Origin of the sequence: uncultured Thomasclavelia sp. (assembly GCF_944324745.1) — a bacterium.
Taxonomy (GTDB): Bacteria; Bacillota_I; Bacilli_A; order Erysipelotrichales; family Coprobacillaceae; genus Thomasclavelia.
Map to the genome: position 1 here is coordinate 1 of NZ_CALUXO010000031.1, position 19419 is coordinate 19419.

At 30.0% G+C, this 19419-nt stretch carries 19 protein-coding genes and 1 other annotated feature; of the genes, 17 read left to right on the forward strand and 2 right to left on the reverse strand.

The genetic code is table 11. The annotated features are described in order from the left end of the window. Positions 1 to 339 (forward strand): hypothetical protein (locus tag Q0K54_RS03245; RefSeq protein WP_294578419.1); only part of this gene is annotated, 339 nt, incomplete at its 5' end. Between the two features lie 40 nt (positions 340 to 379). Here the strand turns inward: Q0K54_RS03245 and Q0K54_RS03250 are convergent. Next, the gene (locus Q0K54_RS03250) at positions 380 to 700 is read right to left on the reverse strand and encodes a putative heavy metal-binding protein (RefSeq protein ID WP_294578420.1); all 321 of its coding nucleotides are present in this window, start codon (positions 698 to 700) and stop codon (positions 380 to 382) included. 113 nt (positions 701 to 813) lie between these two features. Continuing rightward, positions 814 to 1011, forward strand: a binding site (T-box leader). Positions 1012 to 1054: 43 nt separating this feature from the next. Between Q0K54_RS03250 and tyrS the strand changes: the two genes are divergently transcribed. The 3 genes from tyrS (at position 1055) to Q0K54_RS03265 (ending at position 4709) form a co-directional block, all read left to right on the forward strand. Further along, positions 1055 to 2281 carry a tyrosine--tRNA ligase gene (gene tyrS / locus Q0K54_RS03255; RefSeq protein ID WP_294578421.1) on the forward strand — a complete coding sequence of 409 codons (1227 nt, stop codon included), beginning with the start codon at positions 1055 to 1057 and terminating at the stop codon, positions 2279 to 2281. 101 nt (positions 2282 to 2382) lie between these two features. After that, a complete protein-coding gene (locus Q0K54_RS03260) occupies positions 2383 to 3870 on the forward strand; it encodes a glycoside hydrolase family 1 protein (protein WP_294578422.1) in 1488 nt (495 codons plus the stop codon). Between the two features lie 59 nt (positions 3871 to 3929). Further along, positions 3930 to 4709 (forward strand): MurR/RpiR family transcriptional regulator, encoded by a 780-nt coding sequence (locus Q0K54_RS03265; protein ID WP_294578423.1) that lies wholly within the window; start codon positions 3930 to 3932, stop codon positions 4707 to 4709. A gap of 6 nt (positions 4710 to 4715) precedes the next feature. Here the strand turns inward: Q0K54_RS03265 and Q0K54_RS03270 are convergent, their stop codons facing one another. Further along, positions 4716 to 5459, reverse strand: a complete 744-nt coding sequence (locus Q0K54_RS03270) for an ATP-binding protein (protein ID WP_294578424.1) — start codon at positions 5457 to 5459, stop codon at positions 4716 to 4718. A 129-nt stretch (positions 5460 to 5588) separates the two neighbouring features. Here Q0K54_RS03270 and truB point away from each other — a divergent pair, with 129 nt between their 5' ends. The 13 genes from truB to Q0K54_RS03335 all read left to right on the forward strand — a co-directional run bounded on the left by truB (position 5589) and on the right by Q0K54_RS03335 (position 19282). Next, positions 5589 to 6431, forward strand: coding sequence for a tRNA pseudouridine(55) synthase TruB (gene truB / locus Q0K54_RS03275; protein ID WP_294578425.1), 843 nt, complete (start codon positions 5589 to 5591; stop codon positions 6429 to 6431). Next, positions 6431 to 7345, forward strand: a complete 915-nt coding sequence (locus Q0K54_RS03280) for a bifunctional riboflavin kinase/FAD synthetase (protein WP_294578426.1) — start codon at positions 6431 to 6433, stop codon at positions 7343 to 7345. The genes truB and Q0K54_RS03280 overlap by 1 nt, the downstream gene beginning before the upstream one ends. A 66-nt stretch (positions 7346 to 7411) precedes the next feature. Continuing rightward, a complete protein-coding gene (locus tag Q0K54_RS03285; RefSeq protein WP_294578427.1) occupies positions 7412 to 8272 on the forward strand; it encodes a DMT family transporter in 861 nt (286 codons plus the stop codon). Between the two features lie 99 nt (positions 8273 to 8371). Beyond that, complete coding sequence (locus Q0K54_RS03290) at positions 8372 to 10108, forward strand: septation ring formation regulator EzrA (RefSeq protein WP_294578428.1); 1737 nt, start codon at positions 8372 to 8374, stop codon at positions 10106 to 10108. A gap of 43 nt (positions 10109 to 10151) precedes the next feature. Then, a complete protein-coding gene (locus Q0K54_RS03295) occupies positions 10152 to 11288 on the forward strand; it encodes a cysteine desulfurase family protein (protein ID WP_294578429.1) in 1137 nt (378 codons plus the stop codon). A gap of 5 nt (positions 11289 to 11293) precedes the next feature. After that, on the forward strand, positions 11294 to 12490 hold the full coding sequence (gene thiI / locus Q0K54_RS03300) for a tRNA uracil 4-sulfurtransferase ThiI (RefSeq protein WP_294578430.1): 1197 nt from the start codon (positions 11294 to 11296) through the stop codon (positions 12488 to 12490). Between the two features lie 59 nt (positions 12491 to 12549). Continuing rightward, entirely contained in the window at positions 12550 to 12771 is a 222-nt protein-coding gene (locus Q0K54_RS03305; protein WP_294578431.1) for an alpha/beta-type small acid-soluble spore protein, read from the forward strand. Between the two features lie 114 nt (positions 12772 to 12885). Next, complete coding sequence (locus tag Q0K54_RS03310; protein ID WP_294578432.1) at positions 12886 to 13104, forward strand: alpha/beta-type small acid-soluble spore protein; 219 nt, start codon at positions 12886 to 12888, stop codon at positions 13102 to 13104. A gap of 187 nt (positions 13105 to 13291) precedes the next feature. Beyond that, positions 13292 to 14488, forward strand: coding sequence for an acetate/propionate family kinase (locus Q0K54_RS03315; RefSeq protein WP_294578433.1), 1197 nt, complete (start codon positions 13292 to 13294; stop codon positions 14486 to 14488). Positions 14489 to 14609: 121 nt separating this feature from the next. Then, on the forward strand, positions 14610 to 15650 hold the full coding sequence (locus Q0K54_RS03320; protein ID WP_294578434.1) for a DUF3990 domain-containing protein: 1041 nt from the start codon (positions 14610 to 14612) through the stop codon (positions 15648 to 15650). Positions 15651 to 15732: 82 nt separating this feature from the next. Continuing rightward, positions 15733 to 16677, forward strand: a complete 945-nt coding sequence (locus tag Q0K54_RS03325; RefSeq protein WP_294578435.1) for a bifunctional oligoribonuclease/PAP phosphatase NrnA — start codon at positions 15733 to 15735, stop codon at positions 16675 to 16677. Continuing rightward, positions 16661 to 18316, forward strand: coding sequence for a CvpA family protein (locus Q0K54_RS03330; RefSeq protein ID WP_294578436.1), 1656 nt, complete (start codon positions 16661 to 16663; stop codon positions 18314 to 18316). The genes Q0K54_RS03325 and Q0K54_RS03330 overlap by 17 nt, the downstream gene beginning before the upstream one ends. Before the next feature lie 150 nt (positions 18317 to 18466). Then, entirely contained in the window at positions 18467 to 19282 is an 816-nt protein-coding gene (locus Q0K54_RS03335) for a phosphate ABC transporter substrate-binding protein (RefSeq protein WP_294578437.1), read from the forward strand. The last annotated feature ends 137 nt before the right edge of the window (positions 19283 to 19419 follow it).

Consider the following 19419-nt stretch of genomic DNA (forward strand, 5'->3'; position numbering starts at 1 on the left):
AAGACCGATCATTATCTTCTGACTTTAAATTATCATCTTTATACCATTTGTTTTGTCAAATGTTTAGTAAGTATGATTATCAGTTGTTTGATTATAATTTTGCCATTATTATGTTTTTATTTGTTATCATCATTGATTTATGGATTTAGTGACAGTCATGTTATTGTCGCCAGTAACTTATTATTTGCCAATGTTTTAATAAATGATTTTGGCTTTATAACGATTAATCGGGCTCTATTAATTAATGGGATAATAATTGTTTTGCTAGTAATATTGATTAATATGTTTAATTATTTTATTATTTATTTGCTGATAAAAAGATCCCATAAAGCTAAATAGCTTTATGGGTGTTTTATCATTTTTACTATCTGTATTAATTTTATTCAATATAAACAGCAGTACCACTGGCAGTTACCATCATCATATTATTTCCAGCTCCTAGCATTTCATAATCGATATCTACGCCTATAACGGCATTAGCACCTAATTCTTGAGCACGTTGTTCCATTTCTTGAAGCGCTTCACTGCGACATGCCAGTAATTCATCTTCATATCCTTTAGAACGACCGCCAAAAAAGTTTCGTAATCCGGCACCAAAATCTTTAATGAAATCAACACCTGAAATTACTTCACCAAAAACAATACCATGGTATTCAACAATTTTTTTCCCTTCAATTGAATTTGTAGTTGTTATGATCATATACGTTCCCTCCTTTATATTTTAATTATAACAAATAACCACTAATATTAATATTTAATATTGCTTAATTTTTCATTCTGGTTGACTTAAGTTTTTATTTATCATATAATCATATTACGACGTTGAAGGAAAATAGTAATCAAAACAGGCATTTAAGAGACCTTGTGGCTGGTGGAAACAAGGATGTACTACTGATGAATACACTCTGGAGTTTCTAGGTGAAAAGTCTAGACGGGTAATTCCGTTATCAATATTGAGAGCATACATTATATGTATGAATAAAGGTGGTACCGCGAGATTTCGTCCTTTAGGATGAAATCTCTTTTTATTTTATAAAATATTGGAGGAATAAGAATGAAAATTTATGATGAATTAGTTTGGCGTGGATTGATTAAAGATGTTAGTTCACCAGATTTAGCTGAGAAATTAAATAATGGTGGCATGACTTTTTATATTGGTACTGATCCAACTGGTGATAGTTTACATATTGGACATTTTTCATCATTTTTAATTTCTAAACGTTTAAAAGAAGCCGGACATAATCCGATTTTATTAGTTGGAGGGGCAACTGGATTAATTGGTGATCCAAAACCAGATACGGAACGTCCAATGATTACTAAAGAAACAGTTGAACACAATTTTAATTGTTTAAAAAAGCAGGCTCAGGATATTTTTGGTTTTGAGGTCGTTAATAACTACGATTGGTCTAAAGATATTAATTTTATTGACTTTTTAAGAGATTATGGAAAATATTTTAACGTTAATTATATGTTAAATAAAGATATCGTAAAACGTCGTTTGGATGCCGGGATTACTTATACTGAATTTTCTTACATGATCATGCAGGCCCTTGATTTTGAATGGCTTTATAACAACAAAAATTGTGTTATGCAGGTTGCTGGTCAAGATCAATGGGGAAATATTACGGCTGGAATCGAATTGATTAGAAAAAAAGATGGAAAAGAAGCTTATGGATTTACAATGCCATTACTTACTAAAAGTGACGGAACTAAATTTGGTAAAACCAATGGAAAAGCTATCTGGTTAGATCGTAAAAAAACATCTCCATATGAAATGTATCAGTTCTTCATTAATTCAGAAGATGATAAAGTAATTGACTATTTAAAATTCTTAACTTTCTTGACTCCAGAAGAAATTATGGAATTAGAAGAAAAGAATAAAACACAGCCACATAAACGTGAAGCCCATCAGGCACTAGCTCGTGAAGTAATTACTTTCTTACATGGAAAAGAAGCCTATGAAGAAGCATTAAATATTTCAAAAATGTTATTTTCAGGACAGATTCAAGCTTTAACTTTAGAACAGGTTAAAGAATGTTTTGCGGGAGTGCCTAGTGTAGAAGTGACTGGAGATTTAAATATCTTAGATGCTTTAATAACTTGTGGGGCAGCTAAAAGTAAACGTGAAGCTCGTGAATTTGTCAATGGTGGCTCAGTTTTAATTAATGGGGAACGAATTAAAGATGTTGATTTTGTGGTAACTAGAGAAAAAGCTTTTGGACATGAAGCAACAGTTGTTCGTCGTGGAAAAAAGAATTATTTTGTAATTAAACATCAATAAAAGTCATAACAATGACTTTTATTTTTTTGTATCAAAATATGAAACAAACAAACTTTTGAAGATAAAATATGCTATGGTAATATCAAGGAGGTATTAATTACATGAAACAATTTTCAAAAGATTTTTTATGGGGTGGGGCTGTAGCTGCCAATCAATGTGAAGGAGCCTGGCTAGAAGATGGCAAAGAACCAAATGTTACTGATATCATGGTTGGAATTGGTTCTAAGGATCCTGGTTTAAAATGGAATGAAACAACTAATAAATGGGAAATGGCTTTAGATAAAAATAAAGTTTATTTATCTCATGAAGCTATTGATTTTTATCATCGTTATGAAGAAGATTTAGAGTTAATGGCTGGAATGGGATTTAACTGTTTTAGAACTTCAATTGCCTGGGGGCGGATTTTTCCAAATGGTGATGAAACGACACCAAATGAAGCTGGTTTAAAATTTTATGATCGTTTAATTGATAAAATGCTGGAATTAAAAATGGAACCAGTCATTACATTAAGCCACTATGAAACACCATTACATTTATTAACTGAATATGGAGGTTGGAGCAATCATCAATTAATCGAGTTCTGGAACCGCTATGTTACAACTGTTTTCAATCGTTATAAAGGAAAAGTTAAATATTGGTTGACTTTTAATGAAGTAAATAATATGATGCGTAATCCTTTAGTAGCTGGAGGGCTATTATCATTAAATCCAGCTGATAAAAATGATCCAATTGGATCAATTACTGAAAAAGAAAAATGGCAGGGGTATTATAATATTTGTGTTGCTAATGCTTGGACAGTAAAATTATGCCGTGAGATAGATCCTGAAGCTAAAGTTGGATGTATGCTTACTAGTTCCTCAGTAGCTACTTATCCATATAATTGTGATCCTGATAATGTTTTTGGTGCATATGAAGCAACAAGAAACTCTAATTTTTACTTTGGAGATGCCTTTTGTTTAGGGATCATTCCTGGATATGTAAAACGTATTTGGAAAGAACATGATTGTACTCCAGTAATGGATGATCAAGAATTACAATTGATCAAGGATTATACCGTTGATTTCTTCTCATTTAGTTATTATCGCTCTTCAACTTATGATAAAGAAACTGCGATGTCACAAGATACTGGTGGTTTAGCTGGAAAAGAAAATCCTTATTTGACCGGATGTTCTCCAGAGCCATGGTGTTGGCCAATTGATCCTAAAGGAATTCGTTATGTTTTAAATGTCTTATATGATCGTTATCATTTACCATTATTTATTGTTGAAAATGGAATTGGTTTAGATGAACATTTAGATGAAAATGGTAAAATTGATGATCCAGATAGAATTCAATATATTGAAGATCATCTAAAATACGTCTATGAAGCAGTCCTTGATGGTGTTGAAGTAATGGGTTATTTATATTGGGGACCAATTGATGTAGTTTCCGCGGGAACTGGTGAAATGAAAAAACGTTATGGTTTTGTTTACGTTGATCGTTTTAATGATGGTAGTGGTACTTTAAAGAGAGTTAAGAAAAATAGTTATGATTGGTATAAAGAAGTAATTACAACTAATGGTGCGAGTATCTTGAATAAAAAATCTTAGGATATCCTAAGATTTTTATTTTTGATAAATTATGGTATCATTTATTAGAGGTGATGAAGATGGATCTATCTAGTATATTATTTGCAGTAATCGAAAAAGAAGATCCGGGTTCAACTAATTATATTATTGCAGATTATATTATTAGAAATAGTCATAAATTAGAAGATATTTCAACAGTAGAGCTGGCTAAAGCATGTAATGTTTCTAAAGCATCAATTAGTCGTTTTTGTCGTTATATTGGTTTAGAAGATTTTTTATCATTAAAACTTTTAATTAGAAGTTATAAACCAGGACGAACGATTTTAAAAAAATATACTTTTAAACAAACTAGTAATGATGATATCATTAATTTTATTAATGAAACCGATGAAAAAATTAAATCATTAAAAAAACATCTTGATCGTTATTTATTAGATCAAATTACTACCGATATTAAAAATTATCAGCGGGTTTATTTTATGGGATTACAACAATCATCAGCGATTGCTATTTCTCTAGCAAATGATTTAATGTCATTTAAAAAATTTACGCGGGCTTTAATGGATCCTAAACAAATTAATGAAGTTTTTAAAAATGCGACAGAAAAAGATTTGATTATTGTTTTTTCGGCAACCGGAACTTTTTTTGAAAAAGTTTTGTCGCGTAAAAATATTATTGCCAAATATAATCCACCTAGGATATATTTTATTACTACGATTGCTGTCAATGATTATGATTTTGTTTATCGCAATATTTATTTAGATAAAGAATATAATTTTGCCTCTAATTTATTAATTAATTTCTATGCTTCACTAATTGCAATCAATTATAAAAAATTATATGAAAATAATCCAGAATGACCTGGATTATTTTTTGTTTCTTGGTGTTTTATGCCACAATAAGGTGTTCTTTTCATTAGATAAGCTCGTTAATAGATTACCTTGGGCTTGAGGATAAGTTTGATAGAGATTATTTAATAATTGTTTAAACTCTTCGCGTTTAGTATGTTTATCTGCTGGGCAGGTTGAAACAACAACTGGTATATTAGCCTCACTGACAGCACTGATAATATCAGATTCATAGGCATAGACTAAAGGACGAATAAAATTCATCTCGGTTCTCGTTAAATACATTTTAGGAGCGAAGGTGGCAATTTTACCACCATAGATCATATTCATAAACAATGTTTCGATTGCATCATCACCATGATGTGCAAAAGCAACTTTGTTACAATTATATTTTTTAGCTCCATCAATGACCAAAGCTTTTTTAAATTTTGAACACAATGAGCATTGTAAACGACCATCAGCGGTTTTATTACGTTTTAAGATTTCATAAACATCGCTTGGTTCATGATATAGTTCAATTTGATTTTTTTGGCAAAAGCGATCAACTTCACTAAAGTCCATATCAGGAAATCCCATTTCAATATGAACGCCAATTACATCAAATTTTACCGTGGCAAACTTTTTATATAATGTTAAACAATATAATAATAAAGTTGAATCTTTACCACCAGAAACACCAACACAGATTTTATCACCATCTTGTATTAAGTTGAATTCCTCATCGGCTTTACGAATACAGCCAAGTACTTTTTTCATTGTCATTTTAATCACCGTGAATATTCTATAAAAAATTTCACTTTAAGTAAAGGAAATATCGATATCCTTTTTAGATTATTGATAAATAATTTGATTTTTAATTAAAGAATAGGTAAAATGATTGTCGGTGATATAATGGATGGAATTTTAATAGTAAATAAACCTAAAGGGATGACTAGTCATGATGTTGTCAATTTAATCAGAAAGAAATTTAAGACTAAAAAAGTAGGACATTGTGGAACATTAGATCCAGATGCTACTGGTGTTTTAGTTGTTGTTGTTAATAAAGCAACTAAGGTTTTGCAATTTTTAACTAGTGATAGTAAAGAATATATCGCAACTTTAAAATTAGGGATTGCTACTGATAGTTATGATGCTAGTGGTAATATTGTAGCAACTAAAGAATATCTAGGTGTAAGTGAGGCTACCGTTAAAGAATGTTTAGCTAGTTTTTTAGGTGTTCAAAAACAGTTACCACCGATTTATTCAGCAATTAAGGTCAATGGTAAAAAATTATATGAATATGCTAGAAATAATGAAGATGTAGAGATTAAAGAACGAAAGATTGAAATTAATAAAATTGATTTTATTAAACAGGAAAACGATTTGATTCAATTTAAAGTTAGTTGTTCTAAAGGAACTTATATTCGTTCTTTATGTGTTGATATTGCTAAAAAATTAGGATATCCAGGGCATATGAGCGATTTAATTAGAAGTAGGTCTGGGATTTTTTCTTTAGAAAAGAGTTATACTTTAGAACAAATTGAACATGATGAATACCAACTATTATCAATTGAAGAGGCTTTGAGTGATTATCCTAAACTAGTAATTAATGATGAAAAGATTGTATATCATGGCAAAAAAATTAAATCTGATTTAACAGGGCAAACTGCAATTTATAATCAAGCTGGTAAGCTACTGGCAATTTATGGTCCTGATGGAAATGGATATTTAAAGAATATACGAGGGTTATGGTAATGGAAATTATTTATATCAATGAACAAAGTAATATCGAATTACAGCCTAGTTGCGTAGCTTTAGGTTTTTTTGATGGGATGCATCTAGGTCATTTAAAATTAATTAATGAAGTAATTAATGTTAGTAAAAAAAAGGGATTAAAGAAAGGCTTATTAACTTTTGATAGCCAACCTAAAGCTTATTTATCAAAACAGCCATTTCGTTATTTAATGAGTCTTAATGATAAAATTGAATTTTTACAACAAGCTGAATTTGATTATTTATTAGTAATCAAATTTAATGATCAAATATCTCAAATTGCCCCTGAAGCATTCATTGAAAACTTTATCGTTAAAAATAGTATTAAACATGTTGTTTGTGGTTATGATTTTCATTTTGGTTATCATGGTAAAGGAGATAGTGAGTTATTAAATGAATTAAAACAGGATCGTTATCAGGTTAGTGTAGTTGATAAGCTAGAATATCAGCATCATAAAATATCTTCTTCATTGATTCGTGATTTATTGACTGAAGGTAATGTTGAATTGGCTAATCAGTTATTAAATCGTTGCTATCAGGTTTCGGGCTTAATTATTCATGGACGAAAAAATGGGCATAAAATTGGCTTTCCAACTATTAATGTTGCAGCTGATGAATATGTTTTACCAAAAGGTGGCGTTTATGGGGCAAAAGTTATAATCGATGGTAAGGAATATTTGGGAATGGCTAATATTGGCTATAATCCAACTTTTACAGCTTTAAAACAGATTTCTTTAGAAGTAAATATTTTTGATTTTGACCAGGATGTTTATGGCAAAAAGGCTAAAGTGATTTTTTTAAAACGAATTCGTCAGGAACAAAAATTTGCCTCAGTAGCTGATTTGGTTGAACAATTAAAACAAGATCGTCAAAAAATTATTGATGAGTGCAGTTAAGAAAAAGTTTTTAACTTTTTCTTATATTTTTTTTAAAGCAGCCCATAATAATTACTGGTGATAATTATGTTATATTTATGGCTTGTTTTTGCGAGCTTTTTATGGGGAAGTAATGTTTTAGTCATGAGATACATGCTAGAATATACATCCTCAATTTTTTTAGCCTTTTTAAAAATATTATTATCGATGGCTGCTATTTTTTTTATTATCAAATATAAACAAATTAATTTAAAAAGATATCCTTTTAAATTGACACTAATAGTATCATTATTTTCTATTACCTTAAATTTTATTTTGACTTTTGCAGGATTAAATTTAATCAGTGGTAGTTTTAATGCCATCATTAATTCATTAGCACCATTGATTACCATTGTATTAGCAAGAATCTTTTTTAAACAATCAATTTCAAAAAATCAAATGATAGCACTTTTGATTGCCTGTTTAGCTTTTAGCGTTTCGATAAATTTTAATTTTTTTAGGCTTTCCTGGGGTCATTTATTAATGATCAGTGGGGTAACATTATATTGTAGTGGTAATTTAATTATTCAACATCATTTTAAAACAGATGATAATTTACCATTTACATTATATTATCAATTATTTGCTGCTATTCAATTATTATTTCTTACGCTTATAATACCAGCAAATAATCAATTAGATCAGATTTCTCTATTATTATGGATTTTATTTGTGGTGTTTTCTGGAATTGGTTTTGCCATCATCCAAATTATTTATTTCAAAGCGTTATTAGAAATTGGCAGCGTAAAAGCTAGTTTTTTATTGGGCTTAAATCCTGTATTTACTTATATTGGGTCTTTATTATTACAAGAACAGTTTGATCTATCACGGTTTATGGCGATGGTTTTATTAGTAATAGCCATGATAATCGCAAATGTCAAATTAGAGGGTAGTTCTACTGATAAATAATTTCTTAAGAAAATTAAAATCTTCTTTGATATTACTTAGACATCATATGGTCGTTGTGTTATACTTTAATAAGTAAGAGTTAAAGAAGAGGGATGTATAATGGACTTTTTAGATAATATAATTAATTATTTTGGTGCGACTAATGTTATTATTGCTGGAGTAACGTTATTAGTAGTTATTTTGGCAATTTTGATCTATTGGATGATAAATCTAAAAAAATATCGTAAAGCAATCGTTGATTTAGAAAATGATATGAATGCAATTAAAACACTTCCAATTCAATATCGATTAGGACGAATAAAATCAATTGGTAAAAACATGCCAGATGTGATGGAAAAATATGAAGAGTTTGATGAAGAGTTTTGTCAATTATTGGAGTTACAAAACAATGAAATTGCACCATTATGGAACAATATCGATGAACGGTTGTTTTATCGTAAGTTAAAAGGGGTAAAGAAAGACGTAGCACGATTAAAAGGTCTAATTGAAGATTATGAAAAACGGGCCAAAGTTTTATTAAAAGAAATTGAAGTAATTACCGAAATTGAAAATATTCAAAGAGTCGCAATTATCAAAGTTAAAGAGAAATTTCGAAAAGTTAATGATGATTATGCTGCGGTTCGCTTTAAAATTGAAGACTATGTTCCAGCTATTCCTGCCATGATTGAAGATATTGATCAACGCTTTGTGGAATTAGAAGCCTTGATGAATTCACAACGTTTTGATGATGCAAAAGTATCTACAAATAGTATTGATCATGATGTAGATTTACTAAGTTCTTATATTCGAGATTTACCAACTTATATTTCGATTGTTCGTAAATATATCCCTAAAAGATTAGAAGAAATCAATCAAAAAATTAGAGATATGCAAGAAAGAAACTTTTCAGTTGAAAAATTGGATACGACAGTTAGATATAATATTATTCATACTGATTTAGAAAAAACTATTAAAGCAATAAAAAATCTAGAGCTGGAAAACGTTGGTGATGCAATTGAAACCATGACCGATGATATCAATAGTCTTAACACTGATTTTGAAAAAGAAGAAAATGCTTATAATCAATATGAAGAAATTCGCAATAACTGTTATAAACATATTGGTCATTTAGATGAAGGTTTGCGAAATACGATTGCATCTTTTGATGAATTACAGCATAATTATTTATTGACTGATTATAATATTACTGTAAAAGAGGATTACGAACAGTTTAAACCTATATTAGATGACCTTTCTAAATTAACGCAAATAATTGAAAGTAAAGATTTTTCATATAGTGCCATGATCAATGATTTAAATTCCTTAATTGAGCGTTGTAAACCATTTGATGAAATTCTTGATAAATATACTGAATTAGAAAATTCGTTAAGATTAGAGGAAAAACGGGCTTTAGATGAATTAGAAAATATTAATATTGTTTTATTAGAAATTAAATCTGAAATAAAAAATAAGCATTTACCAATGATCAATGAATCGTATAAGGATTATATTAATGATTCTTATCAAAAAGCTGAAGAAATTTTAAAATTTATTCGGCATCGTCCAATTGATTTAAACCGTTTATCAATTCAAGTTGATGCTGCTCGTGATGTTATTTATAAACTTTATGATAATGTTCATAATTTGATTGTGACTGCTGATATGGTTGAAGATGCTATTGTTTATGGAAATCGTTTCCGTTCATCTTTTTTAGAAGTAAATACTGAATTGACTAAAGCGGAGCTGTTATATCGTAATGGTGAATATACTAAAGCGTTAACGACAGCAGTTGATATTATTGAAAAAATCAAACCAGGTTCTTATGAAATGTTAATTAATCAAAGTGACACAAAGTGAAAACTTTGTGTTTTCATTACGTATAATAATGTAGGGGGTAAAAATGATATATTTAGATTATGTAGCTACAACACCAGTGAATCCAGAGGTTTTAAATACTTATCATAATTTATTACAAAAATATTTTTTCAATGCTGATTCAATGTATGATAAAGGGATTGAAGTAAATCGTTTAATGGAACATTCAAGACAATTAATCAGTCAATCATTTAAAGTAAAAGAAGATGAAATCATCTTTACCAGCTGTGGTAGTGAGGCCAATAATATGGCTATTAAAGGAACAGCTTTTCAATATCAAAATCGTGGAAAACATATAATTACTACAGCAATTGAACATTCATCAGTTTATGAAACTTGTCAGGAATTGGAAAAAGTATTTGGATTTGAAATTACTTATTTAAAAGTTGATCAAAGTGGATGTATTTCTTTAAAAGAGCTAGAACAAAGTATTCGTGAAGATACTATTTTAGTTTCTATTATGGCAGTAAATAATGAAATAGGCGTAATTAACCCTATTGAAGAAATAAAACGAATTGTGAAAAAACATGAAAAAATCAAATTGCATTTTGATATGGTTCAGGCTTTAGGAAAAATGCCAATAGACTTAAATAATGTTGATTTAGCTTCGTTTTCAGCCCATAAAATATATGGACTTAAAGGAAGTGGAATTCTTTTTAAACGGCGTAGCTGTGCTATGGTTCCATTGATCAGTGGTGGTCAACAGGAATTTGGATTACGTGGTGGTACTTCTAATGCTTGTACAAATATTGTTTTTGCTAAAACTTTGCGTTTGGCGTTAGAAAATTTTGATGCTAAAGCAGAACATATAAAAAAAATCAATCAATATTGTCGTCAGTGCTTATCTGAAATCGATGGAATTGTAATTAATAGTGATGAACATAAATGCATTTCGTCAATCATTAATTTTTCATGTATTGGTTATAAACCGGAAGTTATTTTACATGATTTAGCCACTAAAGAAATCTATTTATCAACCCGGAGTGCCTGTTCATCAAAATCAAGTAATGTATCACGGATAATGGCACAATTAAATTTAGATGAAAAAATTAGTTCTAGCGCATTAAGAATTAGTTTTAGTGAACATACTAGTAGCGAAGATATTGACAAATTTTGTTATTATCTGCAAGATAGTATGCAAAGATTAAAAAAACAGAGGTAGGTCGAATGGAAGCAAATTATATTTTAGTACGTTTTGGTGAATTAACGACAAAAGGGAAGAATCGTAAATTATTTACTAATCGTTTGTTAAAAAATACTAAAGAGATATTAGCTGATTTTAAACAGTTAAGTTATGATTTACAACATGATCGGATGTATATTATTTTAAATGGAGCTAATCATCAGGATGTTTGTGATAAATTGAAAACAGTTTTTGGAATATATTCTTTTTCAGTTGCTTATAAGATGGATAAAGATTTGCAATTAGCTAAAGCAGCTGCTTTAGAAGTAATTGAAAAAAATTCCGGAAATACCTTTAAAATTAATACTAAACGGGCTGATAAAAATTTTCCAGGAAAATCACAAGATATCAATCGGGAAATTGCCACATATATTTTCCATCATACTCAAAAACAATTGAGAGTTGATGTTCATGATCCTGATATTTTAGTTACCGTTGAAATTCGCCATGATGCAATCTATGTGATGGATAATATTATCAAAGGAGCTGGTGGTTATCCAGTTGGTGTTGGGGGTAAAGCACTTTTAATGATGTCAGGAGGAATTGATTCGCCAGTAGCTGGATATTTGACGTTAAAAAGAGGTGTTGATATTGAATGTATTCATTTTGCCGCACCACCATATACTAATGAATTAGCTAAAGAAAAAGTTTTAGACTTGGTTGATAAGTTACGGCACTATACACATGGTAAAATTAAGGTGCATATGATTAACTTTACTAAATTACAACTGGCTGTTTATGATAATTGTGATGAAAGCTATGCCATGACGGTAATGCGACGAATGATGTATCGAATTAGCGAAAAAGTTGCTTTAGCGAATAATTGTTTAGCTTTAGTAAATGGTGAAAGCATCGGACAGGTAGCTTCGCAGACATTAAATAGTATGCAAGTAATTAATGAAGTAGTAAAAATACCAGTACTTAGACCAGTTTTATGTTTAGATAAACTGGAAATTATTGATATTGCAACTAAAATTGATACGTATGAAATTTCAATTCGTCCTTATGAGGATTGTTGTACGATCTTTACTCCAAAGGCTCCGGCAACTAAACCAAAATCATACAAAGCTGAAGCTTTTGAAGCCGAATTTGATTTTAATGCACTTATTGATGAATGTATAGCGACTAAAGAAGAAATTATTGTTGATCAAAATTATCAAAAAGACGATGATATTTTTTAAAAAATAAGTATAATTTTTAGCTCCTGAGACAAGCTATAAGTGTCAGGAGGTGAAAGAAAATGTCACAAAGTTATTCAAGTAAAAATAAATTAGTTGTTCCTGGAGCTCAAAATGCAATTGATCAAATGAAATATGAAATTGCCAATGAGTTTGGTGTTAACTTAGGTCCTGATACAACTGCTCGCGCTAATGGTTCTGTTGGTGGCGAAATCACTAAAAGATTAGTGGAAATGGGACAAAAACAAATGAGTTCATCAAACGGATACAACCGTTCAAAATAATTAAATCAACCCTAGATAGATTATTGATCTAGGGTTTTTATTTTATATTTTTTTTAAATATTTGTATATTTTTAAAATATCATCACAAAATATAACTGTCAGGAGGTGAAAGAAATGCCACAAAGTTACTCTAGTAAAAACAAATTAGTTGTTCCTGGAGCTCAAAATGCAATTGATCAAATGAAATATGAGATTGCCAATGAATTTGGTGTTAACTTAGGTCCTGATACAACTGCTCGTGCTAATGGTTCTGTCGGTGGTGAGATCACTAAGCGTTTAGTGGAAATGGGCCAAAAGCAAATGAGTTCATCTAATTACAATCAATCGAAATAAATTCTTGTAAACTGGAAAGTCTTAATCAATAATCTTGGTTAAGACTTTTGCTTTGTTGGTTTAAAACAAGGATTTTTGCGGGAATTTAATTTAAATTTTATGTAAGAGCTTCCAAAAGATATTGAGTTTACTAGCAATTTTAGGTAAAATAAGATTGATATTTGTTTTAAACAAGGAGGAAATGTGAATGGTAAAAGTAATGGCTGTAAACGCTGGAAGTTCTTCTTTGAAATTTCAGTTGATTAATATGCCTAGTGAAGAAGTAATTACTTCAGGAATAGTTGAACGAATTGGACAGGAAAAAGGAAATTTTGAAATGAAATATGATGGAAAAGAATTTCAAAAAGAATGTCCAATTAAAGATCATAGTGTTGCGGTACAATTGTTATTAGATGCTTTGGTAGATTGCCAGGTAGTACAAAATTTAAATGAAATTGATGCAGTTGGTCATCGAATTGTTCATGGTGGAGAATATTTCAGTGATTCAGTAAAAGTTGATGAAGATGTAGTGGCAAAGGTTGAAGAATTAGCAGAATTAGCACCATTACATAATCCAGCTCATATTATTGGATACAATGCTTTTAAAGCAGCATTACCAGGGGTAGAACATGTTTTTGTCTTTGATACAGCTTTCCATCAAACATTAGATCAAGAACGTTATCTTTATCCGTTACCATATGAATATTATACTGATTTAAAAGTAAGAAAATATGGAGCCCACGGTACTAGTCATAAATACGTTTCGCAAACAGTAATCAATATGATGGGAAATCCTAAACATTCTAGAATTATTGTTTGTCATTTAGGAAATGGAGCTAGTGTTTCAGCTGTGGAAGATGGTGTATGTATTGATACTTCAATGGGATTTACTCCTTTAGCAGGGGTAATGATGGGAACTAGAACTGGAGATGTCGATCCATCAGTTATGCCTTATTTATGTAAAAAACTAAATAAAACCGCTGATGAAGTGTTAGAAATTTATAATAAAAAATCAGGAATGTTAGGTATTTCTGGTATCTCTTCTGATTCAAGAGATATAGAAAATGCTTTATTTAATAAAGGTGACGATCGGGCATTATTAACTAGTTTATTATATGCGCGAATCGTATCAAAATATATCGGTAGTTATTTTGTAGAACTTGGCGGTGTGGATGTCATTGCTTTTACTGCCGGTGTTGGTGAAAATGCTGCTTATTTACGTCGTTTGATCATTGATGATTGCTCTAGAGCTTTAGGAGTACATCTTGATGAAGAAAAAAATAATATCCGTTCTAAAGAAAATAGAGTTATTTCTTCTAAATATTCACAAGTTGAAGTTATGGTCATCCCAACTAATGAAGAAGTAATGATTGCTAGAGATACAGTTAGAATTTTAGATTTATAAAAATATCTAAGTATAAGTGATTTAAGCTAGAAACTGATAATAATCTGTTTCTAGCTTATTTATTGATTAATGATAAGCTGGATATTAAATTATTAATTATAAAAGGATAATAAAAAAGACAATGAAGAAAATAAAACTGTATCATGCTACAAATAAATCATTTATAAAACCAGATTTAAACCTGGCTAAATTATCCAGTGACTTTAGTCGGGGATTTTATTTATTTGAAAATTTAGAATTAGCTAAAAGCTGGGCTTGCAAAAAGAATGGGAATTTGCAAATTCATGAATATGAATTAGATTTATCAGATTTATCAGTGTATCAATTTGATCTTGATTTAAAGTGGCTGGCTATTGTTTGTTTAAATCGCCAGTATTTAGGGTATCAATATCTTAGTAATTTGGATTTAAGTCAATATGATGACTATGATGTTTTAATTGCACCAACGATTGATCAAGACAATTTTGGAATTATTAATGATTTTTTTAGAGAGCTTAATAATATCAACAATATTATTGAATATATAAAATTGTTGGGAGTTAATTATCAGGTTGTTTTAAAAAGCGAAAAATCGATTAGTTGCTTAAATAAAATTCAAACAATTACCATTAATTTAAATCAAAGTAAAGATCTGTATCTAAAAACATCTAATCAACGTATAGAAAAATTAAATCAGCTTATGATCAAAAAAGGGCAAACAGATGTTGATCAAAAAGAATATTTATTAAAATATGAACGGTTTGAAGTAGCCAAGGCAATGGGCGAGGTTTTTGAATATGCTGTGGGTGAATTCTATTATGACCTTTTTTCTTTTATTAAAATTTTTCTTAATACTAACTTGTTTGAACGTTTTGAAAATGATTTTTCATTGTATTTCCAATCACCTAGATACATTATTGAAACTATGTGGCAGGAAACTGGAAATAAGATCAATAAAATAAATGACTACGAAAAATCAAAACTTTTTTATTTGATGCATATAGGTTACTGGTTTGGCTATTTTATCTGCCGCTGGAAAATTAACGAAGGAATTACTGGTTATGATATCTTAAATAATTATGATATTACAAGAATTATTTTAAATTATGAAAATTTGCATCAAAAATCACTAAATGAGATAATTGATGAAATTAAAAATAATGAAATATATTTTAATCATTAATTATTTTTAACTCTTTGATCTTGTTTTTTGATAATCATGGTCAAATATGGTATAGTGATGGAAGAAAAGAGGAATTATGTATATGTATAAAAAAATTATCGAGAAAATAGAAGAATACGATCAAATAGCTTTATATCGACATGTTAATCCAGATTTTGATGCTTTTGGCAGTCAATTTGGAATGTATGATCTATTAAAAACAACATATCCTGATAAAGAGATTTATCTTTGTGGTGATTTTAGCTCTGAATTAGTTTCTAAATATCAGGTACCATTTGAATTAAAACCGGTTAATTACCAAAAAGATACACTAGCTATTATTTTAGATAGTGCTAATCAGCCACGAATTGATGATCAAAATTATCAATTGTGTAAAGAAATTATTAAAATCGATCATCATATTGTTGTTGATGAATATGAAACAATTGGTTTAGTTGACAGTTCGGCCAGTTCGGCCAGTCAACTGGTAACGGATTTATTTACTAATACTGATTTAAAAATTACTCCAGCTGGTGCCAGTGCTTTATATATGGGGATTATTGGTGATACTTCAAGATTTTTATATGAAAGCACTGATCAAAGAACTTTTAAAGCGGCTGAGGCTTTATTAGATACGGGAATTAAGATTACTGAGATTTATGATTCGATGTATTTAAAAAAAGCGGCTGATTTAAATGTTAATAGGTTTATTTTAAATAATTATCAAGTTGATGATCATGTTGCCTACTATATTTTGACAAATGATAATTTGACGGAATTAAATATTAGTCGTTCTAAAGGGTCAGATTATGTTAATTTGTTGTCTGGAATTGAAGAATACTATATTTGGATGGCAATTACTGAAAATCAAGAGGATCATAATTGGCGAGTTAGCTTACGTTCACGTAATTATCCGGTTAATATCGTTGCTGAAAAATATCGTGGTGGAGGCCATCGATTAGCCAGTGGGGCCCGGTTGAATAGTCTTGATGAATTAGATAATTTACTTAATGATTTAAAGGAGCTTATTAATGAATACAATCAATAATTTTTTTGAGCAGATTATCGAAAATTTTCGAGGTACTCGCGTTGTCAAACCTCGAAAAAAAGGAGCAATTATCAAAGCGTTAGTAATTACTTTGATAATTGCTGTATTATTGGAATACTGGCTATTATTTCCAATTAATCTTCGATCACCGCAGTTTATTGGCTATGTATGTGTTTTAATTGCTGTTTTTAACGTTCTTTATTACTTATTAAAAGGAGTAGTAACCAAAGTAACTAAAATTTCTTTATCTTTTATTCCTGTTTTGGTTCTATATCTAGGATTAGGAATGGTTATTAGTTCAGAGGTATTTAATGCTAAAAGTTATCAAAAACAGTTGCAGTTAGATCAAGATGCAAATTTTTATCAAGATAATCCTACGATTTCTTATCAATCAATTCCGGTAGTGGATCGCGATAGTGCTGTTCGTTTAGGTGATCGTAAGATGGGAGAAATGGTCGATTATGTTTCTCAATTTGATGTTGATGAATCATATGAACAAATTAATTATCAAGATAGTCCTTATCGAGTAACTCCACTGGAATATAGCAGTATTATTAAATGGTTTACTAATCGTCGTGAAGGTCTACCCGCTTATATTCGGGTGAATATGGTGTCTCAGGAATCAGAAGTAGTTAAACTTGATGAAGGAATGAAATATTCTAAATCTGAGCATTTTGGACGTAAAATAGAGCGTCATTTACGTGCTAATTATCCAACTATGATGTTTGATGCTTTAGCTTTTGAAATCAACGATGATGGAATTCCTTATTGGATCGCTCCAGTTTATAATTATGATATCTGGCTTTTTGGTGGTAAAGATATTACTGGTGCGGTATTAGTAAATGCTATCAATGGTGAACATCAGTACTATGATCTTAAAGATGTTCCTCAATGGGTCGATCGAGTTTTCCCATCTTCATTAGTATTAAGCCAGCTAGAAAACTATGGAAAATATACTAATGGTTTCTTTAATACCTTATTTTCACAAAAAGGAGTTTTACAGCCGACTTCAGGATATAATTATGTAGCTATAGATGACGATGTTTATTTATATACTGGTTTAACATCAGTTTCTAATGATGCTTCTAATGTTGGGTTTGCGATGATCAATTTACGAACTAAAGAAGGAAAGTTTTATGATATTTCCGGTGCTGAAGAATATTCGGCAATGTCTTCAGCAGAAGGTGAGGTTCAAAATCTTAAATATAAAGCTACTTTCCCAATTTTAATCAATGCTGGTGGCCAGCCAACTTACTTTTTATCATTAAAGGATGATGCGCAATTAGTAAAAAAATATGCGTTTGTCAGTGTAGAAAATTATCAGCTGGTTGCTACTGGTGATAGCGTAGCGGAAGCAGAGCAGGCTTATTATGCTTTATTAGAAGCAAACGGTCAAAAAACGAACTCTAGTGATTACGAAGCAACTGAGCTGACGGGAACTATCAGTGAAATTAATGAAGCAGTAGTCGATGGTAATAGCACCTATTATTTTAAATTAGATGGCAGTGAAACTATTTTTATTGCTGATATTAGTTTATCTAATCGTTTACCGCTAGCTAAAGTAGGTGATTTAGTCACTATTGAATATGTAAATAGCAAGGATGATAGTGAGGTAATTACCAAAATTGAATTTAATTAACTGGTGGATAACACCAGTTTTTTATTTTTTAGAATTACATTTCCATAATTAACGAAATTTTAACAATAATTATGATAAATCTTAATGAAATAAGTGGATTTAATTGCTAAACTATAGGTGGAAAGTTAAAAACAAGGAAGGTTTATATTGATGAAAAAAATTGGAATAGCAATTGTTATTTTAGCAGTGTGCTTTGGTGTAATTGGACTATCGGCATTTAATAGTGATGAAACTCAAAAAGTTAGTTTAAATGGTTCTACTTCAATGGAAAAAATGGTCAATGCTTTAAAAGATGGAGTGCTTTATGATTATCCGAATTTAAATTTAGAACCGCAGTTTACGGGTTCCAGTGCAGGAATTGAAGCTGTCTTAAATGGAACTAGTGATATTGGAAATTCTTCAAGGAATTTAAAAGAAGAAGAATTAAATCAAGGATTAGTATCTAATGTTGTAGCAATCGATGCTATTGCGATTGTTACCGATGTTAATAATCCAACTAATAATCTAACAAGAGAACAACTAATTGATATTTATACTGGAAAAATTCGCAATTGGAAAGAAGTTGGTGGCTATGATATGCCTATTGTTGTTATCGGTCGTGAAGCTGGTTCGGGTACACGAAGTGCTTTTGAAGAATTATTAGGAATTCAAGATCAATGCGATTATGCTAATGAAGTCAATGAATCGGGTCCAATCGTTGTTAAAGTCAGATCGATTCCGGGAGCGATTGGATATGTGTCATTAGATGTTGTTGATGATACAATTAAAACTTTAGCGATTGATGATATTGAAGTTAACGAAACGACGATTAAAGATGGCAGCTATTCTTTGCAGCGGCCATTTGTAATGGCAACGATGGGAACTATTGAAGAACAAAGTCAACCTGTTAAAGATTTATTTAACTTTATATATAGTGATAAGGGACAACAAATTATTGAATCAGTCGGATTGGTTCCGGCAAATTAAGCAGTTCATGACCAATGTCATTAAGTTAAGATGATAAAATTTTAGCCAGGAATTATATGTAAATATATTTTTCCTGGTTTTTAATATTTATTCAAGCTAAAAAAGTGTAGTCTTGAAACTACATTTTTCAAGGTATA